The 24,653-nt window shown below is 60.7% G+C and carries 22 protein-coding genes and 2 riboswitches; of the genes, 12 read left to right on the forward strand and 10 right to left on the reverse strand.

Annotation, left to right across the window (positions count from 1 at the left end):
* The 5 genes from JHD59_RS14895 to JHD59_RS14915 form a co-directional block, all read right to left on the reverse strand.
* Window positions 1-670: Hpt domain-containing protein (locus tag JHD59_RS14895; protein ID WP_199154811.1), on the reverse strand; the 670-nt coding region annotated here is incomplete at its 3' end.
* Window positions 671-719: 49 nt separating this feature from the next.
* Window positions 720-1,475 carry a protein phosphatase CheZ gene (gene cheZ, locus JHD59_RS14900; RefSeq protein WP_103319249.1) on the reverse strand — a complete coding sequence of 252 codons (756 nt, stop codon included), beginning with the start codon at window positions 1,473-1,475 and terminating at the stop codon, window positions 720-722.
* A gap of 44 nt (window positions 1,476-1,519) precedes the next feature.
* Entirely contained in the window at window positions 1,520-1,915 is a 396-nt protein-coding gene (cheY, locus tag JHD59_RS14905; RefSeq protein ID WP_011136995.1) for a chemotaxis response regulator CheY, read from the reverse strand.
* A gap of 51 nt (window positions 1,916-1,966) precedes the next feature.
* Window positions 1,967-2,905, reverse strand: a complete 939-nt coding sequence (locus JHD59_RS14910; protein ID WP_043620931.1) for a chemotaxis protein — start codon at window positions 2,903-2,905, stop codon at window positions 1,967-1,969.
* Between the two features lie 43 nt (window positions 2,906-2,948).
* Window positions 2,949-3,902, reverse strand: coding sequence for a chemotaxis protein (locus tag JHD59_RS14915; RefSeq protein WP_043620928.1), 954 nt, complete (start codon window positions 3,900-3,902; stop codon window positions 2,949-2,951).
* Between the two features lie 178 nt (window positions 3,903-4,080).
* Between JHD59_RS14915 and JHD59_RS14920 the strand changes: the two genes are divergently transcribed.
* Together JHD59_RS14920 and JHD59_RS14925 are read left to right on the forward strand one after the other, a co-directional pair.
* Entirely contained in the window at window positions 4,081-5,235 is a 1,155-nt protein-coding gene (locus tag JHD59_RS14920; RefSeq protein WP_233164225.1) for a PAS domain-containing sensor histidine kinase, read from the forward strand.
* Window positions 5,236-5,284: 49 nt separating this feature from the next.
* Window positions 5,285-5,599: an STAS domain-containing protein gene (locus tag JHD59_RS14925; RefSeq protein ID WP_103319193.1), complete on the forward strand. Its 315-nt coding sequence runs from the start codon at window positions 5,285-5,287 to the stop codon at window positions 5,597-5,599.
* Window positions 5,600-5,689: 90 nt separating this feature from the next.
* Here JHD59_RS14925 and fdxA read toward each other — a convergent pair whose 3' ends face one another.
* Entirely contained in the window at window positions 5,690-6,013 is a 324-nt protein-coding gene (fdxA, locus tag JHD59_RS14930; protein ID WP_103319196.1) for a ferredoxin FdxA, read from the reverse strand.
* A 92-nt stretch (window positions 6,014-6,105) separates the two neighbouring features.
* Between fdxA and gluQRS the strand changes: the two genes are divergently transcribed.
* From gluQRS to JHD59_RS14975, 9 genes are all read left to right on the forward strand, one after another.
* Window positions 6,106-7,002 carry a tRNA glutamyl-Q(34) synthetase GluQRS gene (gluQRS, locus tag JHD59_RS14935; protein ID WP_199154812.1) on the forward strand — a complete coding sequence of 299 codons (897 nt, stop codon included), beginning with the start codon at window positions 6,106-6,108 and terminating at the stop codon, window positions 7,000-7,002.
* Between the two features lie 320 nt (window positions 7,003-7,322).
* Entirely contained in the window at window positions 7,323-8,606 is a 1,284-nt protein-coding gene (locus tag JHD59_RS14940) for an amino acid permease (RefSeq protein WP_233164227.1), read from the forward strand.
* 176 nt (window positions 8,607-8,782) lie between these two features.
* Window positions 8,783-8,875: riboswitch (glycine riboswitch) on the forward strand.
* Between the two features lie 14 nt (window positions 8,876-8,889).
* Window positions 8,890-8,988: riboswitch (glycine riboswitch) on the forward strand.
* Between the two features lie 41 nt (window positions 8,989-9,029).
* Entirely contained in the window at window positions 9,030-10,118 is a 1,089-nt protein-coding gene (gcvT, locus tag JHD59_RS14945) for a glycine cleavage system aminomethyltransferase GcvT (protein ID WP_199154814.1), read from the forward strand.
* Window positions 10,119-10,183: 65 nt separating this feature from the next.
* Window positions 10,184-10,570, forward strand: a complete 387-nt coding sequence (gcvH, locus tag JHD59_RS14950) for a glycine cleavage system protein GcvH (protein ID WP_103319203.1) — start codon at window positions 10,184-10,186, stop codon at window positions 10,568-10,570.
* Between the two features lie 181 nt (window positions 10,571-10,751).
* On the forward strand, window positions 10,752-13,604 hold the full coding sequence (gene gcvP, locus JHD59_RS14955; protein ID WP_199154815.1) for an aminomethyl-transferring glycine dehydrogenase: 2,853 nt from the start codon (window positions 10,752-10,754) through the stop codon (window positions 13,602-13,604).
* Between the two features lie 213 nt (window positions 13,605-13,817).
* Entirely contained in the window at window positions 13,818-14,462 is a 645-nt protein-coding gene (locus tag JHD59_RS14960) for a bifunctional 2-polyprenyl-6-hydroxyphenol methylase/3-demethylubiquinol 3-O-methyltransferase UbiG (protein WP_199154816.1), read from the forward strand.
* Between the two features lie 204 nt (window positions 14,463-14,666).
* Window positions 14,667-16,661, forward strand: a complete 1,995-nt coding sequence (locus tag JHD59_RS14965) for a bifunctional diguanylate cyclase/phosphodiesterase (protein ID WP_199154817.1) — start codon at window positions 14,667-14,669, stop codon at window positions 16,659-16,661.
* Window positions 16,662-16,790: 129 nt separating this feature from the next.
* Window positions 16,791-18,374 carry an ABC transporter substrate-binding protein gene (locus JHD59_RS14970; RefSeq protein ID WP_199154818.1) on the forward strand — a complete coding sequence of 528 codons (1,584 nt, stop codon included), beginning with the start codon at window positions 16,791-16,793 and terminating at the stop codon, window positions 18,372-18,374.
* Window positions 18,375-18,746: 372 nt separating this feature from the next.
* On the forward strand, window positions 18,747-19,397 hold the full coding sequence (locus JHD59_RS14975; RefSeq protein ID WP_199154819.1) for a TetR/AcrR family transcriptional regulator: 651 nt from the start codon (window positions 18,747-18,749) through the stop codon (window positions 19,395-19,397).
* Window positions 19,398-19,546: 149 nt separating this feature from the next.
* Here the strand turns inward: JHD59_RS14975 and JHD59_RS14980 are convergent, their stop codons facing one another.
* Complete coding sequence (locus JHD59_RS14980; protein ID WP_199154820.1) at window positions 19,547-20,713, reverse strand: porin; 1,167 nt, start codon at window positions 20,711-20,713, stop codon at window positions 19,547-19,549.
* Window positions 20,714-21,283: 570 nt separating this feature from the next.
* Here JHD59_RS14980 and JHD59_RS14985 point away from each other — a divergent pair.
* Window positions 21,284-22,156: a Rossmann-like and DUF2520 domain-containing protein gene (locus JHD59_RS14985; RefSeq protein ID WP_199154821.1), complete on the forward strand. Its 873-nt coding sequence runs from the start codon at window positions 21,284-21,286 to the stop codon at window positions 22,154-22,156.
* Here the strand turns inward: JHD59_RS14985 and pncB are convergent.
* From pncB to JHD59_RS15000, 3 genes are read right to left on the reverse strand one after another with little or no spacing between them, the layout of a single operon-like run.
* Complete coding sequence (pncB, locus tag JHD59_RS14990; RefSeq protein WP_199154822.1) at window positions 22,134-23,342, reverse strand: nicotinate phosphoribosyltransferase; 1,209 nt, start codon at window positions 23,340-23,342, stop codon at window positions 22,134-22,136. The two genes, JHD59_RS14985 and pncB, sit on opposite strands and share 23 nt — an antisense overlap.
* Before the next feature lie 12 nt (window positions 23,343-23,354).
* A complete protein-coding gene (locus tag JHD59_RS14995) occupies window positions 23,355-24,059 on the reverse strand; it encodes an SAM-dependent methyltransferase (RefSeq protein WP_199154823.1) in 705 nt (234 codons plus the stop codon).
* Complete coding sequence (locus tag JHD59_RS15000; RefSeq protein ID WP_199154824.1) at window positions 24,056-24,637, reverse strand: nucleoside triphosphate pyrophosphatase; 582 nt, start codon at window positions 24,635-24,637, stop codon at window positions 24,056-24,058. The genes JHD59_RS14995 and JHD59_RS15000 overlap by 4 nt, the downstream gene beginning before the upstream one ends.
* Between the last annotated feature and the right edge of the window lie 16 nt (window positions 24,638-24,653).

A 24,653-nucleotide genomic window follows, 5' to 3' on the forward strand; every position in this document is an offset into this window, starting at 1 on the left:
CCCCCCCCCCCCCCCCCCCCCCCCCCCCCCCCCCCCCCCCCCCCCCCCCCCCTTTTTGAGTCTCGTGGGCTCGGAGATGTGTATAAGAGACAGGCTCTGCCTTGGGCGCCGGGGCGGGCGCCGGAGGGGCGGCATGCTGCGGCGCTGCGGCAGCCGGCGCGGCCGCTGGGGCCACCGCCTGATACAGCTGATTCCAGTCCGGCCCGCTGCCCGCGGACGCCGCTGCAGGCTCGGGCGCTGGCGCGGCGGCTGCCGGCGGAGCCTCCGCCACCAGCGGTTCGCCGGCAAGCGCGGCGTCCAGTGCCGCCAAAGTGTGCGGGTCGGCGTCGCCCGGCATCAGGCCCTGTCCCAGGGTGCCGAACATGTCGCGAACAATGCCGGTGGCGTCCAGAATGACGTCCATCACCTCGGGGGTGATGTGCATCTCGCCATTGCGCAGCTTGTCGAACAGGTTTTCCGTGCGATGGCACAGATTGACCATGGGAATGACGTTGAGGAAGCCGGCGCCGCCCTTGATGGTATGGAAACCGCGGAAGATGTCATTCAGCAGAGCCTTGTCTTCCGGGCGCTTTTCCAGTTCGACCAGTTTATTGTCCACATCGGACAGGAGGTCGGTGGACTCCATCAGAAAGTCCTGAAGCAACTCTTCCATGCCGCCAAATTCGCTCATTTTTCCACCCCACGCGTCATCGTGCGTTGTCTTGCTTGCGTATCTTCAGTTAGAAGCCCAGACTTTCCAGTAGATCGTCGACCTGCTGCTGGCTGGTGACCACATCGGTTTTGCCTTCCGGATTGATGACCGGACCGTTGAGCAGGCTGGTGTTCAGCTCGCCCTTCTTCTCGTCCGGGGAGAATTCAATCAGGAAGTTGACCAGTTCGGTTTCCAGGATCTTGACCATGCCCATCATCTTTTTGATGACCTGGCCGGTCAAATCCTGAAAGTCCTGCGCCATCACAATTTCGAGCAACTGGGTATTGGTTGCCTGGGTCTGATTCGGCACATCCTTCAGATAGCGGTGCGTTTCCTCGGCCAGGGCCTTGAACTCTTCCACGCTGAGCAGATTGGCGTACAGTTTTTCCCAGCGCGCGCTGAGCGCCAATGCCTGGCTTTCCAGGTTGTCCTGGAAGGGCTTGGCGATGTCGGTGGCATTCAGCACCCGTTCCGCCGAGTTTTCCGTCAACGTGGCGATGTAAGCCAATCTGTCTTTGGCGTCCGGAATGGTTTCCGCCACTTTTTCCAGCGATTTGTCGTAGCCCAGATCGCGCAAGGCATCGTGCATTTTGCGGGTCATCTGCCCAATGTGTTCGTACATTGTCGAAGGATTGGTTTCACTTGAGAATAGCTTGGGGCTGCTCTCTTGGTTGGCCGGTGCGGCGGCCGGCGCTTCTTCCTGTGCGTGCTGCTGTTGTGCAACGCTGTCAAACAGGGCTTCGAGCTCTGGCGAGTCTCCATTCTCCAAAATATGGTCCGGCACTTTCAATCCTCCTCAATGCAGATGCGGGCAGTCTTGTGCAATGCTCAGGCTGGCTTGTTCATGTTCTGGAAGATCTTGTTCATTTTTTCTTCCATGGTCGCAGCGGTGAAGGGTTTCACAATGTAGCCGCTGGCGCCGGCCATTGCTGCCTCGATGATGTTTTCCCGTTTAGCCTCGGCGGTGATCATCATGAATGGGAGGTGCTTCAGCTGGGGATCCGCCCTGACTGCCTTGAGCAGCTCAATGCCCGTCATATTGGGCATGTTCCAGTCGGAGACGACGAAGTCGAAGCTCTGGGTTTTCAGCTTGTGCAACGCCACCTGGCCGTCTTCAGCCTCGTCGACGTTGGTGAAACCCAACTCTTTCAGCAGGTTGCGAACGATCCTTCGCATGGTGGAGAAGTCGTCCACGACCAGAAATCGCATATTCTTGTCTGACATCGAGGTATATCCTGAATTATCTATGTTCCATCAAGGCGCACATTGTAGCGACTACCTTTGCAGGAATGGAATCAAAGTTTCTGCCAGCACGCCCGGGTCAAACTTGGCAACGTAAGAATCCACGCCGACGCTGGAGCCCATCGCCCGGTTGGCGTTGGACGACAGCGAGGAGTGCATGATCACCGGAATGCCTTTGAAACGCTGGTCGGATTTGATCAGCTTGGTCAACACGTAGCCGTCCATTTCCGGCATTTCGGCATCGACCAGAATGATTTTCAGATAATCGTGCAGGCATTCGCCTTCGGCCCAGTTGCGGCCTGCCAGCACCTGCAGCCGGTCCCAGGCTTCCCGACCGTTGGTGGCTTGCTGGAATTTGATTCCCATTTTCTCCAGCACGCCGGTGATCTCCTTGCGGGCCACCACCGAGTCGTCGACGAAGAAAATGTATTGATCGACTTCCAGCTGCGCGGAAGGGACATCCGGCAAGCGGGGTTCGCCCACGACGCTGGCCAGAATCTGCTCGACGTCAAGAATCGAGACCAGTTTGCCGTTTTCCAGCTCGGTGACCGCCGTGATCAGGTTTTGATTGGTGCCCGCCGCCGCCATGATGTTTTCCGGCGCGCGCACCTTGTCCCAGTCGACGCGGATGATGCGGTCGACCGAGTCCACCAGGAAGGCCTGAGTACTCTTGTTGAACTCGGTGACGATCATGGTGTCGAACTTGCTCTCGGTGTTGTGGCCAATGAATTTGGCCAGTGATATCACCGGAATGATGTTGCCGCGCAAGGACAGCACGCCTTCGACGCCAAACGGCATATTGGGCGTCTTGGTGATGGCAGGCGTCTGCGAGACTTCGCGCACCTTGAACACGTTGATGCCGAATGTTTCCCGCGTTCCCAAAGAGAACAGCAAGATCTCCATCTTGTTGGAGCCGGCCAGTTTGGTCCTGGCGTCCACACTGGCAAGCAAGGAGGCGTCGGTGCTAGGCATGTCTTAATCCCTATCCCTTGAAAATCTTGAAGAAGACCGCGGTCTAGTCCATCGGTTCCAGTTTGAGCATCTGGCGCAACTTGCTCGCCAGTTTTTGCGGCTCGAACTTGGATACGTAGGAATCGACACCGACGGATTCGCCGAGCTTCTGGTTCGATGAACCGGACAGCGACGAGTGCATCAGTACCGGAATGCCAGCAAAGCGCGGGTCGCTTTTGATCATCTTCGTCAGCATATAGCCGTCCATCTCCGGCATCTCCACATCGGTGAGGACGAGATGCAGCTCATCGGACAGCTTGCGGCCGGCCGCTTCGGCCTGTTGGGCCATTTTCTGCAGATCTTCCCAACCGCGCATGCCGTTGATGGCGTAGGTATAGCGGATATTCATCGCTTCCAGCGTGCGTTCGATCTGCTTGCGCGCCACCGCGCTGTCGTCGGCGAAGAAAATCCGGCGGTCTTCCTTGACCGGCTCGATATTGATGAAGCTGTGGCCGTCATCGATCACGCTGGTTTCAGCCAGAACTTTTTCCACATCCATCATCATCACCAGCGCGCCGTTTTCCAGCTCCGTGACAGCGGTCACCAAGCCGGCCATGCGGTTGGTGATCATGTCGGGCGGCACGCGCATGGCGGACCAGTCCAAGCGCAGAATGGTGTCGACCGCCTCGACCAGGAAGCCCTGAGTGTGGCCGTTGTACTCGGTCACGATCATGATCTCGGGGCGGTTGCTGGTGACGATGCCTGCGTACTTGGCCAGATCGATCACCGGAACCAGCGAGCCGCGCAGGCTGACCATGCCTTCCACCGAGGACGGCATTTCCGGCGCGGAGGTGATTTCCGGGGTGCGCATCACTTCGCGCACCTTGAATACATTAATACCGAACACTTCCTTGCGTCCGGTACGCTGATCATGCCCCAAGGAGAAAAGCAGGATTTCCAGCTTGTTGGTGCCTGCCAGTTTGGTTCTGGCGTCGATTTTTTTGAGAAGCTCTGACACAGAAACCTCCGCAGCATCTTTTGGAATGGCGCACTACTTCCCTTTATACGCCCAGATATGAGTTTTTCCCGGTTTTTTTTGCTTGCGGCCGCTTCTGCCGCGAGTTGGCTCACCGTAGACTGGCCATTATCATACCGTTTAAGTGTTTTTTACAAATGACAGTGAGGCGATGCCTACCATGGTTTCAAGCTTGAAGGATCAACAGCAGTTGGAGGCGGCATTTGAGCAGTTCAACGCCGTGTCGGGTCAACTCATTGATGCATATAAACAACTTGAGGCCCAGGTCAATGTTTTGAATGCCCAACTGGACGAGGCCAACAACCAGTTGCGAAAACAACGAGACGAGAATGCCGCGCTGGCGGAACGCTTGGGTTTGCTGTTGAAAGTCTTGCCGGCGGGGGTGGTGGAGTTGTCTCCTGCTGGCGAGGTGATCGCTCAGAATCTGGCGGCGGAGTCCTTGCTAAGCGGTTGTTATATCGGCGAATGCTGGGATACGGTGTTCGAAAAACTGCAGCGCAGCGAATTGGATGATACCTACGCCTTGTCGTCGGATGGCCAGGGCAGCCGTCTGACCTTGCAATATCAGGATTTACCGGCATCGGGTGGCCGAATTGTGCTTATTCACGATGTCTCGCGCCTGCATCAGCTGACCAGCGAACTGGCGCGGCAGCAAAAGTTGGCGTCGATGGGCAGCATGGCGGCTTCTCTGGCCCATCAGCTGCGCACTCCCTTGGCCAGCGCCATGCTGTATACCGCGAACCTGAAGCAGGATTTGCCGAGACCGGAGGATAGGGCGCGTTTCGTGGACAAGAGCCTGGCCAGAATGCGGGCTCTGGAAGGTTTGATACAGAATATGCTGAGCTTTGTAAGGGGACAGGTTTCGTCGCTGGAGCCGTTGGATGTCGCGGCATTGCTGGATGACGTTTGCGCAATCATGCTGCCGCAGTGTCATGACAAAAGTGTGCATTTCGATTGCCATCCGCCTGCGGTTTCTGCCATAACTGTCTTGGTGGATCGCAAGGCCTTGCAGGGCGCATTGATCAACTTGCTGGAAAACGCCTTGCAATACACGCCGGCGGGCGGGCAGGTGGGGCTGCGGGTAGAGGCCGGGGCGTCGGAAGTGGTTTTCCGGGTGGAGGACAGCGGGCCCGGTGTCGATCCCGCCGTGCAGGACAGGATTTTCGAGCCTTTTTTCACGTCGCGCCCTGGCGGTACCGGCCTTGGCTTGGCTATCGTGAAGAAAGTGGCGGAAGAGCTGGGCGGCGATGTCAGGTGTTGCAACAAGGAGGCGCATGGCGCCTGCTTTGAATTGAAATTACCGCGGGCCGGATAAACGGTTTAAGTTTGTCAGCGAATCAATCAGGGATAGAACAGGGGCAGCGATGAGACCGATTGTTAGAGTCGAGGGGAATGTCGGCACGATGATGCTGATTGGTCAGTTTGACTTCAATCTTCACAAGGATTTCCGCCAGGCCAGCCAGGAGCTGCTGGATAACGCCGCGGTGCAGGAAATACGTGTCGACTTTGACCAGGTGCCGTTTCTGGACAGTTCTGCGTTGGGCATGCTGTTGTTGCTCAAGGAGCGCGCCGCATCGCAGAAGAAGACCATGGTGCTGGTGAACTGCCACGAGGCGGTGCTGCAGGTCTTCGAGATCGCCTGTTTCAACAAGATGTTTACGATTCGCCCAGCCGGTTGAGGGCGGCTCCGCCCTGGTTGGCTTTGACTGGGGCGGTCCCGCGCCTGATTGGGTGCCGCCAGCCCTTTGGAGGAGGCGGGTGGGAGACGCTTAGCGTTCCAGATATTGCAGCTTATCCTTCACCTCCGCCCAGTCTGCGTGGTCCGGCAGCGGGTCGATGCGGTTGACGATGCTGGGCCAGTTCTTGGCCAGTTCCGCATTCAGCTGGATGAAGGCCATTTGGTCCTTGGGTAAATCGTCCTCCGCATAGATCGCGCCGACCGGGCATTCCGCCACGCACAGCGAGCAGTCTATGCACTCGTCCGGGTCTATCGCCAGGAAATTGGGGCCCTCGCGGAAGCAGTCAACCGGGCAGACTTCCACGCAGTCGGTGTATTTGCATTTGATACAGGCTTCGGTTACAACGTAGGCCATTCTTGTATCCTTCTTAAGGCTGGCTCGTGATTTAGGGATAATCGTATTTTAGCGAGAAATTCCCCGCCAAGCGCTCCAGCCGTTCGTTTCAGATGTCCATAGCCACTTACCGGGGCCGTTTCGCGCCCAGTCCAACCGGCCTGCTGCATGCGGGCTCGCTCAGCACCGCCGTTGGCAGTTATCTGGAGGCGCGCCGGCGCGGCGGCCAGTGGCTGCTGCGCATGGAGGACTTGGATCCGCCGCGCGAGGTGCCCGGCGCCGCCGCGGATATTTTGCGCACGCTGGAGGCTTTTGGCTTCGAGTGGGATGGCGAGGTGGTCTATCAGAGCCGGCGCCATGATCTATACAGAGATGCCTTGCGGCAATTGATCGCCTCCGGCCATGCCTATGCCTGCTGTTGCACGCGCAAGGAGATCGCAGCCGCGGCGCAGCGCGGGCTGGATGGCTATATCTACCCCGGCACCTGCCGCAATGGCTGTCCGGATGGCCGCGCAGGCCGCGCCTGGCGGCTGCGGGTGGCGCCGGGCGAGAGCGTTGTCTGCGATAGGCTGCAGGGCGAGTACCGGCAGAATCTGGCGCGCGACATCGGCGACTTCGTGCTGCTGCGCGCCGACGGCTTCTGGGCCTATCAACTGGCGGTGGTGGTGGACGATGCCGAGCAGGGCATCAATGATATCGTCCGCGGCGCCGATCTATTGGTGTCCACGCCGCGTCAACTGGCGGTATACGCCGCGCTGGGCTTGCCCGCGCCCACCTACTGCCACTTGCCGGTATTGACCAACGAGGCCGGCGAGAAATTGTCCAAACAGACGCTGGCGCCGGCGATTTCCGGCGTCGATGCCGCGCAGCAGCTGCGTGCCGCATTGACGCTGCTGGGGCATGCGCCACCGGACGAGTGCGGCGATCTGGCGGAGCTGTGGCGCTGGGCCTTGGCCAGTTGGTCGCTGGCTAGCGTGCCGCGCGGCCCCTTGCGCTTGCGTGCCGGCTGACTGGCTCGCATCGGCTTGGCATGACTTGCGCCGCATGCCGGTTTTTGTGAAAAAAATCGGTAATGCGACATGTTTTTGCATCAAATCTGTGTTCTAATGCGCCCTTTTTTTCGGCGCGACGCCACTTCCCCCACCGCCTGAGACGCTGACTTCGTCTATGTTGAAGCCATGACGCGTGGCGGTCGGCCGTGAGTCCGCCTGTTTCACGCATGCACGACGCCCGTTGCGGACCGGCGGCGCGCCATGCTTTCGTTCGCGATGGAGAATCAGGTTTGAGCGAAAACAGTTCTTCCCCCAAAAAAGGCTCGCTCGGAGTCTGGATGTGCACCGCCCTGGTGGTGGGCAATATGATAGGTTCCGGCGTGTTCCTGCTGCCCGCCTCGCTGGCGCCGTTTGGCGGCATTTCCTTGCTTGGCTGGCTGATCACGGCTGCTGGCGCCATCTGTCTGGCGCTGGTGTTCGCCCGCCTGTCGGCCATCCTGCCGCGCGAAGGCGGGCCATATGCTTATATTCATGCCGGCTTTGGCGATTTTGCCGGGTTTTGGATCGCCTGGGGATACTGGATCGCCTTATGGGCAGGCAATGCCGCGCTGGCGGTGGCGGCCACCAGCTATATGCAAGTGTTCTTTCCTGTTCTCGGCCATAACGAACTGCTGGCTGGCGTTTTCGCCATCAGTCTGATCTGGATCGTTACCTGGATCAACAGTCGCGGCGCGCACAGCTCGGGCGTGGTGGCGGTGGTGACGACCCTGCTCAAACTGCTGCCGCTGGCGGCGGTCACCTTCATCGGTTTTTTCCACCTGAATACCGACAATCTGGCGTTCAATCCTCACCATAAGCCCTTGTTGTCCTCGCTGTCCGCGACCATGGCGCTGACGCTTTGGGCTTTCCTCGGCCTGGAGTCGGCCTCAGTGCCGGCCGGCGATGTCGATCAGCCAGAGAAGACCATTCCGCGGGCCACCGTCATCGGCACCTTGCTGGCCACCGTGCTGTACATCCTGTCCACGATATCGCTGATGGGCTTGATGCCTTCCGATGTGCTGGCAGCGTCGCAGGCACCGTTTGCCGATGCGGCCCGGTTGATGTGGGGGGATTGGGGTTATTGGCTGGTCGGTTTCGGCGCGGTCGTGTCCTGCTTCGGCGCCCTCAACGGCTGGAGCTTGATGCAGGCGCATGTGCCGGCAGCTGCGGCCAAGGACAAGCTGTTTCCCAGCCGCTTCAATCAGCGCAATGCGGCGGGCGTGCCGATCTTCGGCCTAGTACTGTCCAGCACCTTGGTCACCATCCTGATGGCGATGAAATACGCCGGCGGCGACAGCGGAGTGAAGATTTTCGAGTTCATCATCCTGCTGGCCACCGCCACCACCTTGTTGCCATACGCGTTCTGCTCGATGGCGCTGATCGCCATCATGTTGATGCGCGGCAAGGCGTTTGCGCCGCGCGATTACGTGGCGCCGGGCTTCTTCGCCGGCATCGGTTTTGTGTATTCCTTGTGGGCGCTTTACGGCTCCGGCGCAGAGATCGTGATGTGGGGCATGCTGTTGTTGATGCTCGGCCTGCCGATTTATGTCTGGCAGTTGAAAGAGCGCCACGCCGATGATTGAGCGGCGGAAGCGGGATGAATGCCAAAGCGCAGCGCGAAAGCCTGCGCTTTTTTCGTTTCCGAATAGTTTTTATTGATAAAAATGTGCGCTTATTTTCTTTGAGAAACATTTATTCAGACTGTTTGACATCGAAATAAACTCGGCTTGCCAAGGCGGGGAGATGCCCACCATAATCGGCGAGTCATACAGGAGAGAGCGGCACCCGCGGCCGCCGCCGAAGGCGCAAGCGCACCCGCTAATCGCTCAGGCAAAAGGACTGTATCATCGAGCCGGCGGCCGCCGGCTTGCGCAATCTGGAGAGCGGCGCCCGCGCGGCGTCCACCGAAGGGGCTAACGGCTTATCCGGCCGGAAAATCTCAGGTGCAGGGACAGAGGGGTGTGGTTGATAGAGGCTATCCACACTTTTCTCGAAGGAACCGCGCCATGACGGCCCCGAAACGTACTCCGCTGTTTGAAGCCCACATTGCCGCCGGCGCCAAGATGGTCGATTTCGCCGGTTGGGAAATGCCCATCCATTACGGTTCCCAGCTGAAAGAGCACGAAATCGTCCGCACCGACGCCGGCATGTTCGACGTCTCCCACATGACGGTGATCGACATCACCGGTTCCGACGCCAAGGCCTGGCTGCAAAAACTGATCGCCAACGATGTGGCCAAGCTCGGCTTCGAGGGCAAGGCCTTGTATTCCGGCATGCTGACGCCTCAGGGCACCGTCGTCGACGATCTGATCGTCTATCTCACTGCCTATGGCTACCGCATGGTGGTCAATGCCGGCACCACCGAGAAAGACCTGGCCTGGATGGAAGCCCAGAAGGCTGGCTTCGACGTGGCGCTCAAGGTGCGCCGCGACCTGGCGATGCTGGCGGTGCAAGGCCCCAAGGCCATTGAAAAAGTCTGTTCCATCAAGCCGGAATTGGCTGATGCCATCCGCGCGCTGAAAGTGTTCCAGGGCCTGCCGCAGGGCGAATGGTTCTACGCCCGCACCGGCTATACCGGTGAAGATGGCCTGGAAATCATGATTCCCGCCGCCGAAGCCGTTTCCTTCTTCGAACAATTGCAAGCCGTCGGCGTCGCGCCCATCGGCCTGGGCGCGCGCGATACGCTGCGCCTGGAAGCCGGCATGAATTTGTACGGCCACGACATGGACGAAACCGTGTCGCCGCTGGAAGCTGGCATGGGGTGGACCATCGCCTGGGAGCCGGCCGAGCGCCAATTCAATGGCCGTGAGGCGCTGGAAGCGCAAAAAGCCGCCGGCGTCAAAATGAAGCAGGTGGGTCTGGTGCTGGAAGGCCGCGGCGTGCTGCGCGAAGGCCAGAAGGTCCTGGTGGAAGGCGTCGGCGAAGGCGTGATCACCAGCGGCACTTTCTCGCCGACGCTGAAGCACTCCATCGCCATCGCCCGCGTGCCGGCCGCCACCGGCGCTGCCGCCCAAGTGGACCTGCGCGGCACGCTGACCGATGTGCGCGTAGTGAAGATGCCCTTCGTGCGTAACGGCAAGAAAGTATTCGAATAATCGGGCAGCGTCCTTGCGACGACTGCCGTCACCATTGATCCGATCTTAAGCTGGAGAACTTCAAGATGAGCAATATCCCCGCCGAACTGAAATACGTCGAGAGCCACGAATGGCTGCGCCTGGAAGCTGATGGCTCCGTGACCGTGGGCATCACCGCCCACGCACAGGAACTGTTGGGCGACATCGTCTTCGTCGAGCTGCCCAAGATCGGCAGCGTACTGGCCAAGGAAGAACAGGCTGGCGCGGTGGAATCGGTTAAGGCGGCTTCCGACGTCTACTGTCCGATCGCCGGCGAAGTGCTGGAAGTGAATGGCGAGCTGGAAGGCGCGCCGGATCTGGCCAATAACGATCCGTACGGCGCGGGCTGGTTCTTCAAGATCAAGCCGGCCAATGCGTCCGACCTGGACGGCCTGATGGATGCCGCCGCCTACGCCAAGGAAATCGGCGCTTGATGTGATACGCCCCTTAGTCGCAAGACACAGGGGCGTTTGTTTTTTAGCCACGAAAACCACGAAAAGACACGAAAGATAACAGAAAGCCTATTCCGGCTTCTCTCAGTGTGAGCGGCTTTTCGGCTTCGCGTCATGCCGTTCGTGTCCTTTCATGGTTTCCGTGGCAAAAGAAAGGTCTTGTATGTCTCTTGCCGAACTCTTCAATCGTCACGAATTCCTCTCCCGCCACATCGGCCCCAATGACGCCGAGCGCGCCGAGATGCTGGCCGCCATCGGCGCGCCGTCCATCGATGCCTTGGTCGACCAGACTCTGCCGGCCGACATCCGCCTGAACCGCCGTCTGGACCTGCCAGCGCCGCAGCCGGAAGCGGAGGCGCTGGCCGCGCTGAAGGCTGTCGCAGCCAAGAACGTGGTCAACAAGTCCTTCATCGGCCTGGGTTACTACCCGGTGCTGACGCCCACCGTCATCCTGCGTAATGTCCTGGAAAATCCGGGCTGGTACACCGCTTACACCCCGTACCAGGCCGAGATCGCCCAGGGCCGGCTGGAGGCGCTGCTGAACTTCCAGCAGATGGTGATCGACCTGACCGGCCTGGAAATGGCCAATGCCTCGCTGCTGGACGAGGCCACCGCTGCCGCCGAGGCGATGGCCATGGCCAAGCGCGTGTCCAAATCCAAGTCCGTCAGTTTCTTTGTCGACAGCCGCGTGCTGCCGCAGACGCTGGACGTGATGAAGACCCGCGCCAAGTACTTCGGCTTCGAGCTGGTGCAGGGCCATCCGGAAGAGGCCGGCAACGGCGACTACTTCGGCGCCTTGTTCCAGTATCCGGGCGAAGCCGGCGATCTGATCGATCTGACCCCGCATATCGCCGCAGTCAAGGCCAAGGGCGGCATCGTCGCCGTCGCCGCCGACGTGATGGCGCTGGTGGCCTTGAAGTCTCCGGGCGAAATGGGCGCTGACATCGCGCTGGGCAATACCCAGCGCTTCGGCGTGCCGATGGGCTTCGGCGGCCCGCACGCGGCTTACTTCGCGTTCAAGGACGAGATGAAGCGCTCGGCGCCGGGGCGCATCATCGGCGTGTCCATAGACGCCAAGGGCAAGACCGCGCTGCGCATGGCGCTGCAGACCCGCGAGCAGCACATCCGCCGCGAGAAGGCCAACTCCAACATCTGCACCAGCCAGGTGCTGCTGGCCAATATCGCCGGCCTGTACGCCGTCTATCACGGCCCGCAAGGCGTCAAGCGCATCGCCGCCCGCATCCATCGCCTGGCCGCCATCTTCGCCCACGCGGTGCAAGCCGCCGGCGGCAAGCTGGTGTTCGACCGCTTCTACGACTCGGTGCAAGTGGACGCTCCTAAAGCCGACGCCATCTACGCCGCCGCGCTGGCCGCCGGCTACAACCTGCGCCGTGTCGGCAAGACTGTGCTCGGCGTGGCTTTCCACGAAGCCGCCACCGAGGCGGACCTCGCTAAGCTGATCGAGCTGTTCACCGGCAAGCCGGCAGACATCGCTGCCCTGGACGCCGTGGCCAAAGAGGCCATCCCGGCCGCGCTGAAGCGCGAGTCGGCCATCCTGACCCACCCGGTGTTCAACACCCACCATAGCGAGCACGAGATGCTGCGCTACATGAAGAAGCTGGAAAACCGCGACCTGGCGATGAATCACTCGATGATCTCGCTGGGCAGCTGCACCATGAAGCTGAACGCCACCAGCGAGATGATCCCGATCACCTGGCCGGAATTCGCCAATATGCATCCGTTCGCGCCGCGCGAGCAGACTGTGGGCTATCTGGAGCTGATCGAGGGCTTGCAGCGGCAGCTGAAGGCGATCACCGGCTTTGACGCCATCTCCATGCAGCCTAACTCCGGCGCCCAGGGCGAATACGCCGGCCTGTTGGCCATCAGCCGTTACCATGAGTCGCGCGGCGAAGGCCATCGCAATATCTGCCTGATTCCGCAATCGGCGCACGGCACCAACCCGGCCACCGCGCAGATGATGAATATGCAGGTGGTGGTGGTGAAGTGCGACGAGGCCGGCAACGTCGACGTGGCCGATCTGAAGGCCAAGGCCGAGCAGCATGCTGCCAACCTGGCCGCGCTGATGATCACCTATCCGTCCACCCACGGCGTGTTCGAGCAAAGCATCAAAGAGATCTGCGAGATCGTCCACGCCCACGGCGGCCAGGTGTATATGGACGGAGCCAACCTGAACGCGCAGGTGGGGCTGACCCGTCCGGCGGACATCGGCGCCGACGTGTCGCACATGAACCTGCACAAGACCTTCTGCATCCCGCATGGCGGCGGCGGGCCGGGCATGGGCCCGATCGGCCTGAAGGCGCACCTGGCGCCGTTCATGGCCAACCACGTGGTGGCTTCGGTGCCGGGCGCGGAAGAGGGGCAGACCGCAGTCTCTGCCGCGCCGTTCGGCTCGGCTTCCATCCTGCCGATCTCGTATATGTACATCGCCATGATGGGCGCGGAAGGCATGAAGCAAGCCACGGAAAACGCCTTGCTGTCCGCCAACTATCTGGCTACTCGCCTGGCCGAGTACTTCCCGGTGCTGTACACCGGTGTCAATGGCCGGGTGGCGCACGAGTGCATCATCGATCTTCGTCCGCTGAAGGCCGCCTCCGGCGTTACCGAAGTGGATGTGGCCAAGCGTCTGATGGACTACGGCTTCCACGCGCCGACCATGAGCTTCCCGGTGCCGGGCACGCTGATGATAGAGCCGACCGAGTCCGAGCCCAAGGCCGAGCTGGACCGCTTCATCGCCGCGATGGCCGCCATCCGCGCCGAGATCGACCAGGTGCAGAACGGCGTATGGCCGGCGGACAACAATCCGCTGGTCAACGCGCCGCACAGCAAGGCCGACATCGCCGGCGAGTGGGACCGTCCTTACAGCCGTGAGCAGGGCCTGTTCCCGCTGCCCTACGTGTTGGAGAACAAGTTCTGGCCGAGCGTGAACCGCATCGACGACGTGTATGGCGATCGCAACGTGCAGTGCAGCTGCCCGAGCATCGACAACTATCAGTAAAACTCGTCTCCTAACTGTAAACGACCCCGTCCGGCGTTGCTTGACGGGGTTTTTCTTTATCTTGCAGGCCATCATTTAGGTGTAAATACTTAGTATGTGTATCTAAGTAGTAACAATTTCCCATAAGAACTATTACTAGTAAGTAGTTTCCACCTGCCGATGATTTGCCTTGTCGGCGCTTGTTTTTGGGAGTGCGTGAGCAGGGGAATAAATATGGGTGCCGCGGATTTCGATGGTTTTTATCGCAGCAATGCGTCGTTCTATGGGGACCGGCCAGCGCTGTCCCTGATTTATTATCTGGATAAGTACAATGTGAAAGGAGAGGGCGTCGGACTGGATCTGGGATGCGGCCAAGGGCGTAATGCCCTGTATCTGGCGCGCCGCGGTTTTTCCATGCGTGGCCTGGATCAGTCTGCGGAGGCGGTGGCTCGTTTGAGCGGGCTGGCCGACGAGTTGCAACTCGATGTCAACGGAGGCGTGGCCGATTTGGCCAATATGGCGGAGGCGGATATCGAGCCGCAGCATTATCAGATCATCGTGGCCTATACCCTGCTGGATCATTTGAACGAAGAGGCGGGTGCCAGATTGGCGCAAGCCATGGTATCGGGCCTTGCGCCAGGCGGCTTTTTGTTCGCCTCGGTCTTCCTAGTGGATGATCCGGGTTGTTGCGGCCGCGGAGGGCGCGCCAGCGAAACCGCCGCTTATATCCGGCATTACTACCGTTCCGGCGAACTGAGAGCGCAGTTTTCTCAACTGGAGGCCTTGGCCTATCAGGAGGAGTATGCGCTCGATCTCAGCCATGGCTGGCCTCATCACCACAGCATGGCCAGATTGTTTGCGCGCAAACCGATCAATTAAAGATATTCGCATCATTCAAGCAGGGCGAGCGCCCTGCTTTTTCATTCTGCAACTGAAACGCCTGTTTGCCGAAATTGCGGCGGTGAAAATGCCGGCTGCGCAAAATAACAGCAGCGTCGGCGATCTCGTTTGCTACAATGGCAAGCCTTGCCGATAGACGGCGAGCCGAATTTTTGATGAATAAATAAAAGGTTAACGGCAATCATGCCGAAGAAGAACGTCATCTCCTGGCAGGGAGACAATTTGCCGATGCTGGAGGCTTTGAGCCTGCCGGTTTGGGTGTTCGATATCGATAACAAACGCGTATTCTGGGCCAATCCGGCCGCTCTGGAAGTGTGGGGCGCCGATAGCCTGCAGGAATTATGCGCGCGCGACATGTCGCGCGATATGTCGGTATCCGTGGCGCAGCGGCTCAGCCAGTATCAACAGGATTTCGAACGCGACAATGCCGTGTTCACCGAGAGCTGGACGCTTTACCCCAAAGGCATGCCGCGGCAGTTGAAAGTCGTATTTCGCGGCATTCAGGTGGAAGGCCGGATGATGATGTTCTGCGAGGCGCAGAATACGCTGTCCACCGATCCCGCCACGTTGCGCAGCGCCGAGGCGCTGATGCATACCTCCATGCTGGTCACGCTGTACGACTCCGCCGGCATGGTGTTGTACCGCAATCCATCGGCCCGCGCCAAGGTGGCCTATACCAGCGAAACCTGGCGCCAGCATTTCATTCATGATGGCGACTGGCAAACCCTGCAGCAGGGGGTGGCGGCCGCCGGCGAGGCCAGGCAGCTGGCCCAGGTGCATACCCGGCAGGGTATGCGCTGGCATGAAATCGCCGTGCGCGCGTGCCGCGACGGGGTATCGGGGCAGGACGCGCTGCTGGTCACGGAAGTGGACATCACTGATCTGAAGCACGCCGAGGCGCGCGCCAGCTTCCTCGCCAATCACGACGTATTGACCGGCCTGCCCAACCGCAACGGCATTCGCAGCGAGTTGCTGCCGTATTTGCAACAGGCCCTGCGCGACGGCCGCCAGGTGGCCTTGATGTTCATCGACCTGGACCGCTTCAAGAACGTCAACGACTCCCTGGGCCACGCCAGCGGCGACGAAATGCTGATCCGCATGAGCGGGCGCCTGTCGCAATTGTTGGGGCACGATGAGAAAGTGGCCCGCCTGGGCGGCGACGAATTCCTGGTGATGCTGGCGGCGCCGGATGTGGCGCAGCGGGCGGAGGCCTTGGGGCTTCGAATTTTACAAAGCCTGGCGATGCCGATGCGGCTGGGCGGCATGGACATCAGCGTTTCGGCCTCCATCGGCATCAGCGTGTGCGGCGAGGGGCGGCTGGACATTGAACAGATGATGCGCCACGCCGACTTGGCCATGTACGCCGCCAAGGACGCCGGCCGCAACAATCTGATGTTCTTCGCGCCGGCGCTGGAAGAGCGCAGCCAGGCGCAGCTGGCGATGGAGCGCGATATTCGGCGCGGCCTGGACGGCGGCGAATTCGTCGCCTACTTCCAGCCGCGCGTCGATGTGGCCAGCGGCCGCATCGTCGGCGCCGAGGCCTTGGCGCGCTGGCAACACCCGATGCGCGGCATGCTGATGCCGGATGCCTTCATCCCCTTGTGCGAAGACTGTGGCATGGTGCGAGAACTGGGCCGGCAGATCCTGTCCCAGGCGGCCCGCCAGCAGCGCCAATGGCGCGAGCGCGGCCTGGATCTGATGGTGTCGGTCAATCTCTCGCCCAGCCAGTTCGTCGATCCAGCGCTGGCCGAGATGGTGGCGCAGGCCTTGCGCGACAGCGGCTGCCAGCCGGAAAAGCTGGAACTGGAAATCACCGAATCGGTGCTGCTGGGCGATGACGAGCAAACCATGCGCACGCTGCAGTCGCTGCGCGCGCTGGGCGTGCGCATCGCGGTGGACGACTTCGGCACCGGCTACTCCAATCTGGCCTATCTGCAGCGCTACCCGTTGACCTCGCTGAAGATAGACCGTTCTTTTGTCGCCGATCTGGAACGGCGGCCGGCCATTGCCGAGATGATCACCACGCTATGCCGCATGATGGGACTGAACATGGTGGCGGAAGGCGTGGAGACGTCGCAGCAACTGCGCTGGTTGGCGGAGCGTGGCTGTCAGGAGTACCAGGGCTTCTTGTGCAGCCCGGCCTTGCCGGCCAATCTGTTCGCGCAATTGGTGATGTAGACGAGCCGGCGAATCGAACATGGGCTTATTTTCTTAGCCTGATTAATTCGTTGGTTTTCATGCCGGATTGGCTTAACCTATTGCGAATCATGCGCCCGGCATGTTGACGGGCGCCGCAAGGAGAATGCCATGAAGGTTCTGTCCGCCGCCCTGCTGGCGGCCTGGTTGCCGCTAGGCGCCATGGCCGCCAAGCCGCTCACCATTTGTACCGACGCCAACCCCGAAGGCTTCGATGTGGTGCAATACAACTCCCTGGTCACCACCAATGCCTCCGCCGATGTGCTGATGAGCCGGCTGGTGGAATACGATGCCGCCGCAGGCAAGCTGCGCCCCGGCTTGGCGCGCAGCTGGGAGGCCAGTCCGGATGGCCTGTCCTACACTTTTCATCTGCGTACCGACGCGGCCTTCCATAGCACCGACTACTTCAAGCCCACGCGCAAGCTGAACGCGGACGATGTAGCGTTCACCTTCGACCGCATGCTGAATCCGGACAATCCCTGGTACAAGACCGCGCCGGCCGGTTATCCGCACGCCCAGGCCATGCAGTTTCCCAAGCTGATCAAGGCCGTGCGCAAGCTGGATGCACAAACCGTGCGCTTCGAGCTGAACTACCCCGAAGCGACTTTCCTCTCCAGTCTGACCATGGGCTTCGCCTCCATCTATTCTGCCGAATACGCGGCGCAGCTGCTGGCGGCAGGCAAGACCGCCGAACTGAACAGCAAGCCCATCGGCACCGGGCCGTTCATCCTCAAGAGCTTCGTCAAGGACGCGCTGGTGCGCTATCAGCCCAACCCGGCGTATTTTGGTGGCAAGCCCAAGGTATCGGCGCTGATCTACGCCATCACGCCGGATTCCAGCGTGCGCTTGCAGAAGCTGCGCGCAGGCGAATGCCAGATCGCGCTGTCGCCGAAGCCGCAGGACGTGCAGTCGGCGCAGACCGACGCCCGCTTGCGGGTGTGGCAGACGCCGGCCTTCATGACGGCCTTCATTGCCTTCAACAGCCAGAAGAAGCCGCTGGACAATCCGCAGGTGCGGCAGGCGATCAATCTGGCCTTCGATAAAGCCAGCTATCTGAAAGCGGTGTTCGGCAATGGCGCGATTGCCGCCAATCTGGTGTATCCGCCCAATACCTGGAGCTACGACAAAGCCATCAAGCCTTATCCGTACGATCCGGCGCGGGCCAAGAAGCTGCTGGCGCAAGCCGGCTATCCGGACGGCTTCGATGTCGATGTCTGGGTCCGGCCCAGCGGCAGCACGCTGAACCCCAGCCCCAAGGCCGGCGCGGAAATGCTGCAGGCGGATCTGGCCAAGGTCGGCATCCGCCTGCGGATACAGGTGCTGGAGTGGGGCGAACTGATCAAGCGCGGCAAGGCCGGCGAGCACCAGATGCTGTTCATGGGCTGGGCCGGCGACAACGGCGATCCAGACAACTTCCTGACCCCGCAGTTTTCCTGCTCGGCCGTGCAGTCCGGCACCAATTTCGCCCGCTATTGCGATGCGCGTTTGGACAAGCTGATCAGCGACGGCAAGAAGACAGCTGACTTCAAGGCGCGCGGCAAGCTGTATCAGTCGGCGCAGCGCCTCATCCACGATCAGGCGCTATGGCTGCCGCTGGCGCATCCCACGGCCTATGTCTTGGCGCGCAAGGAGGTCAGCGGCTTTGCGGTCAATCCGTACGGCCGGGTCGACTTCTCCGCGGCGGCGGTAAAATAGTTTTCGCGGCATTGGTCGGAAAGCGATTTTTTGAAATAGAGCAGTCGCTTTTTTGATGACTCCTTGCCGGCGCGCAAGGCGGGCAGGCCGAAGCGGGCGCATCCTCTGCGCCACGGCCGTCCGATCTTGCGCGCCGCTCGCCTGATCTCCCCTGCTGGCAGCGCATTGCGCTGCAAAATCCGCTTGCATGCAGCGCCATTGATTTTGGTAGTATTGTGTTGGCGGCTGCCGCTTTCAGCGGCAGCCGGGGGAGAGAGGAGCGCCGGGCTATTGGCGTGTCTAGCTTGTTCTTAGAATGTGCCCGCCCTCGCTTGGGCGCGCGGTTTCGCGTATCATGCGGCGGACATGGGACGATAAATGATAAAACAATAGATGCAAACCAGACGAACACAGCAAAGCCGCAGGGAGTCCACCATCGGAAAACTGGTGGAGGCGGCGATAGAATGCCTGATGGAGTGCGGCTATCACGGCACCAGCGTACAACTGATCTGCAACCGCGCCGGCGTGTCTCAAGGCGCGCTGTTCCGTCATTTCGCCACCAAGAACGAGCTGATGTTGCCGGTGGGGCGCAAGGTGGTGGACGATATCTTCGACGCCGCGCTGACGCTGGCTAGCCAGCAGCCGCCGGGCATGGCGGAGGAGGAGCGCATCGTCGGGCTGATGCGGGCGCTGGTGATGTCGCCGCGCCACATCGTGCTGCTGGAATTGCTGATGGCGGCCCGGACGACGCCGGACTTGCGCGATATTTTCCTCGGCAGCGCCAGCACCTATTTCCGCGACCGCTTCGTCGCCTTGATGGCCTCGCTGTTCCCGCGCTACGCCATTTCCACCGGCTTTTTCGCTACCTTGCTGACCATGATGACCACCATGCATGGCATGGCGCTGTACCGCACGCTGGCCGAGCATCCGGAAGGCGACAAGATGCGCGAGCAGTGGCTGCAGGCCGCGCTGCGCATGGAACTGGAGCGGATACGGGAAGAGGGCGCGGATACGCGAAACCCGGTGTACCAGCTGCCGTTCTGATGCCGGTTTGATTGCAAAAAAACCGCTGCCTCGCGCAGCGGTTTTTCTTTGGCCGGAGAATCTTGTTTCCGTTTGGCCATAGAAAAAGACCCGCCAAGGCGGGTCTTTTCTGCTTCTGCGTTCGCAGGTTCTTGCGTCGAACCGTTGAATTAGAAGTTGTGAACCATATTCAGGCCGAAGGTCTTCAGGTTCTGGTTAGTAGCTTGGGTAGCCGGATTGGTGCCACCAACTTTGATTTCGCCGTATTGAGCGCCGACGGTGGTGCGCTTGGACAGGGCGTAGTCAGCACCCAGTACGTATTGGTCGTACTTGGTGTTGTGCATGGTGTTGCCACCAACCTTAACGTCATCGCCGTGTGCGTAAGTGAACTTCGGAGTGATGGCACCGAAAGTGTAGGCAACGGTCAGAGCGTATTCGGTGGTCTTGAACTTGTCATTCAGGCCGAATACGGCATTCTTGTCGTAATAAGCGCCATTATCGACCAGCGAGCCCCAGGCGCTGCCAACGATGGAGGCATCACCCTTGGCTTGTTGATAGCCCAGGCCTACGAACAGGTTGTTGGCGTTGTAGCCCACTTCCAAGCGGTGCTTGTCGTTGGCTTGATTCAGCGTGTACAGATTGCCCAACTTGTCAGTCGCAGTGCCGGTAACAACCGGGCTTTGGTGCGTGTAGTTGTACTTGCCGAAGAAGCCGCTGTTTTCGTAACCCAGGCCCAGAGCGTAGGTTTCACGATCTTGCTTGCTCAGATCTGCCGGCAGATTGGTGGTGGAAACGCCCTTAGAGCCTTCCTTGGTGCCGTACTGCATGGAAGCGGTCAGGCCCGGAACGATAGCCGGCAGGTCGTAACGCACGGAGTTCTTCAGGCGGGTGGCGTCGCGGGTGAAGATTCCCAGGCCAGCAGCTGCGCTGTTGTACGTCCAAGCGTCAACCAGGCCCATGTCGCTGTCCAGGAAGTTGGACACGTTACCGAAGCGCAGGGTACCCAGGTTGCTTTGCAGACCGATAAAAGAGTTACGGTTTGCCAGGGTGCCGGTGCTGCCGCCGGTGTAAGCCTTGCCAGCGTTGGTGCCGTCGCTGTTGCCGTCGATAGCAAAACCGCTTTCAACTTGCCAGATAGCCTTCAGGCCGTTGCCCAGATCTTCAGAACCCTTGAAGCCGATACGGGAACCCAGGTCGTCGATGTTGGTTTGCTTGGCAGTGTTGCCGCCTTGGTCGTAGGTTTCTACACCGGCCTTGATGGCGCCGTAGATGGTTACGTCAGCAAAAGCGGCAGCCGGCATGGAGGCTACCAGCAGGGCGATCAGACTTTTTTTCATGGTCAAGTCATCCTTAGTTGGTTTAGGAATGTGAGCAAATGCTATTGGCTGGGTTGTGAAAATGCAACTATGAGGGCTGGAGAGTGTTGCTGATGAGCAACTTGTGTTGGGTTTCTGCAAACTGAAAATTCGTTTTTGATGCTGGTAAGTTATTGAATAGTATTGGTTTGCAATGTTGGGTTTGTGGCTACTTCTTTCTGTTGCAAAAATACATCAAAGCGCTGGGCATCCCGTTTTACCATGATTTACATGGTGGTGTGGCTGTAATTGCATAAAAAAAAGCCCGCGGTTGAGGGCGGGCTTGAAAAATCAACGTGACTTGAAGTGAATCCAGGCGGTGCGGATTGCATCTACTTGAATTCGCTAGCGAACATAGTAAAAGAAAGTGAAAGCTATGTAAATGGAGCAATTGTTCCAATGATGTTTCATTTTCATGAAGATGTTTGTGTTAAGTTTATGTTTTTAAATGTAAATAACTGATAAGTTGTCAGTAGTGTTTTGGCGTGAAACTGTTGCATTCCGGCCATTCTTGCCGGGGTGGGTATGTCTGGCGGATGGAAATCTATATATATGGTTGCACTGAGTGTGATTGGCGCGGGCCGGGTGGGGCGCAGCCTGGCGCGGCTGGCGCATCTGTCTGGCGCTTGCCGGGTGGCGGATGTGGCGGGGCGTCATGCGGCCTCCTTGGCTGAGGCGCGCGACTTCATCGGCGCGGGGCGGGTGGTGGCGGATTGGCGCGCGCTGGCGCCGGCTGATTTTTATTTGCTAGCGGTGCCGGACGCGGTCATTGCCGACTGCGCGCTTGATTTGGCGAAGACGGGCGCGGTGCCTGCCGGCAGCGTGGTGTTTCATGCCAGCGGCGCCTGCGAGGCCACGCTGCTGGCGCCGCTGGCGGAGCAGGGGGTGTGGCTGGCCAGCCTGCATCCGGCATTCTCTTTTGCCGATCCTGAGCGTGCGGTGGCGGGTTTTGCCGGGACGCTGTGCGCCCTGGAAGGCGATGAACGTGCCTGCGGGCGTTTGGAAGAGCTGGCGCGGCTGCTGGGTGGCCGGCCGTTCCGGCTGGCGCCGGGCGGCAAGGCGGCTTATCACGCCGGTTTGTCGGTGGCCTCCAATTACCTGGTGGCGTTGACGGCGATGGCGGAGGGCTTGGAGCGGCAGGCCGGGGTGCCGGCCGAGCTGTTGGGCGATCTGCTAGGCGGCTTGATGCGGCAGACGTTGGACAATGCGCTGGCCTTGGGGCCATACCAGGCGCTGACCGGGCCGATCCTGCGCGGCGATGCCGAAACGGTGGCCAGCCATCTGGCGGTGTTGCCCGACGCCGCCGCGCGGGCGGCGTATCGGGCCATGGGTTTGCAGACGCTGGCGCTGGCCGGCGACCGGCTGGCCGAGCCGGCGCGCCAGCGTTTGCGCGCCTTGCTGTCTAGCGCGGAGCGGGAATCTTGAAGACCTGGCGCAGGTAGGCGAGAAAGGTTTCGTCGCTGCACATGATCTTGCCGGGGCTGTCGGACAGCTTGGCCACGGGCTGGCCGTTGCAGCTGACCAGCTTCAGCACGATCTGCAGCGGCTCCAGTCCCATATCGTTGGTGAAGTGGGTGCCGATGCCGAAGCTGACCTGGATCTGCGGGCTGAAATGGCGGTGCAGTTGCAGCGCGCTGTCCACGGTCAGGCCGTCGCTGAAGGTCAGCATCTTGGTGGCCGGGTCGATGCGCAGCTTGCGGTAGTGGGCGATGGCCTTGTCGCCCCATATATAAGGATCGCCGCTGTCGTGGCGCAGGCCGTCGAACAGTTTGGCGAAGTACAGATCGAAGTCCGCCAGGAAAGCGTCCATGCCGACGACGTCGGTCAGCGCGATGCCGAGGTCGCCGCGGTATTCCTGCACCCAGGATTCCAGCGCCGCTTTCTGAAAGTCGCGCAGCCGCACGCCCAGCGCCTGGAAGGCCTGGAAGAATTCATGCGCCATGGTGCCGATGGGCGTGATGCCCAGCTTGCGCGCCAGATGCACATTGCTGGTGCCGCGGAAGATTTGCGGCTGCGCACGGTTCAGCCGCTCCACCACATGGGCTTGCCAATCGCGGCTGAAGCGGCGGCGAGTGCCGAAGTCGGCGATCAGCAGCGGGAAGCGCTGGCTGGCGGCTTCTTCGCGCTGGAAGCGTTCCAGGGTGGCGATCTTGGCCTCCAGGCGGCGGCGGCCTTCCTCAAGTACGGCTTCGCTGCCTAGTGGGCGGAAATACAGCTCGTTGACGATGGCCAGCACGAAGATCTCGAAGAACATCGCTTGCACCATCGGCCCCTTGATCAGGATGGCCAGCTGCTCGCCTTCCTCCGTCACGCTGATGAAGCGGCGTTGCAGGTGGAACAATTCAAGGTAATCGACGAAATCGCTCTTGATGAAGCGCAGGCCGCGCAGGTAAGCCAGCTCCTCCTGCTGGAAGCGCAGCTGGCACAGCAGGTCCAGTTGTTCTTCCAGTTGGGCTTTCAGTTGCGACAGCGGCGTGTCCGGATGATTGCGGCAGCGGAATTCGTATTCGCCATGCGCGGCCGGGAATTGGTGCAGCACCACCTGCAGCATGGTGAACTTGTACAGGTCGGTATCCAGCAGCGACTGGATGATGGGCTTGGTCTTGGGCATGGCGTCGCTTCTTCAGGCGGCGTGGATCACGAAAATGGCTGGGCGCTTGTGCAGGTCCGGCGCGTCCTTGGGCCAATCCTGCACGCGATGGCTGACGATGGTCTGCGTGGGCAGCGTCAGGTCGCAGGCTACCGCAAGCCGGGTGCTGGGCGCCAGCGTCTCGCGCAGTTGCGCCAGCAGCGCGTTATTGCGATAGGGGGTCTCGATGAAGAGCTGGGTCTCGTTGTGCTGGCGCGAACGGTGCTCCAGCTCCTTCACCCGCTTGGCCTTTTCCGCCGCGTCCACCGGCAGGTAGCCGTGGAAGGCGAAGCATTGGCCGTTGGCGCCGCTGGCCATCAGCGCCAGCAGGATGGACGACGGGCCGATCAGCGGTTCGACGCGGATGCCGTGGCGGTGCGCCAGCGCCACCAGTTGCGCGCCGGGGTCGGCCACCGCCGGGCAGCCGGCTTCGGAGATCAGACCGACATCGTGGCCGGCCTTCAGCGGGGCGAGCAGGGCGGCGACGTCGGCTTCCTTGGTATGCTCGTTCAGCGTGCTCATGGCCAGCTCGCGGATCGGCGTGGCGACGCCGAGCGCTTTCAAATGTTTGCGCGCGGTTTTTTCCGCCTCCACCACGAAGTGGGTGATGTGCACGACCTTGGCGCGCTCGCCTTCCGGCAGCCAGGCGACGGTTTCATCGCCCAGCGGGGCGGGAATCAGGAATAGCGTGCCGCTCATTTCAGCACCTCCACGCCCTCATTGGCCAGCATGGTGATCAATTGGAACAGCGGCACGCCGATCAGCGCGTTGGGATCGTCGGATTCCACCTTTTCCAGCAGCGCGCCGCCCAGTCCTTCGCTCTTGGCGCTGCCCGCGCAATGCAGGGCGTCAGGCTCGCGGGTCAGGTAATTGCGGATCTGCGCTTCGCTCAGTTGGCGCAGCGTCACGCGGGTGAGGCCGACGCATTCCTGCAGCCGGCCGCTGTGGCTGTTGTACAACGCCAGCGCCGAGTGGAACACCACGGTGCGGCCGCTCATCCACTTCAGCATTTCCACGCCGTTTTCGAAGCTGCCGGGCTTGCCGATCTGCTGGCCGTCCAGCAAGGCCACCTGGTCGGAGCCGATGATCAGCGCGTCCGGGTGCTTGCCCGCCAGCGATTGCGCTTTGGTGCGGGCCAGGCGCACCGCGGTTTGCAGCGCGGTTTCGCCGGGCAGGGGCGTCTCGTCGCAGATAGGCGGTTCGGCTTGGAAAGGCAGGCCCAGGCGGGCGATGATTTCTTGGCGATAGCGGGAAGTGGAAGCCAGTACGATGTGCATGTTTCGAGCCTGGTGG

Origin of the sequence: Chromobacterium sp. ASV23 (genome assembly GCF_016428945.1) — a bacterium.
GTDB classification, from domain to species: Bacteria; Pseudomonadota; Gammaproteobacteria; order Burkholderiales; family Chromobacteriaceae; genus Chromobacterium; species Chromobacterium sinusclupearum.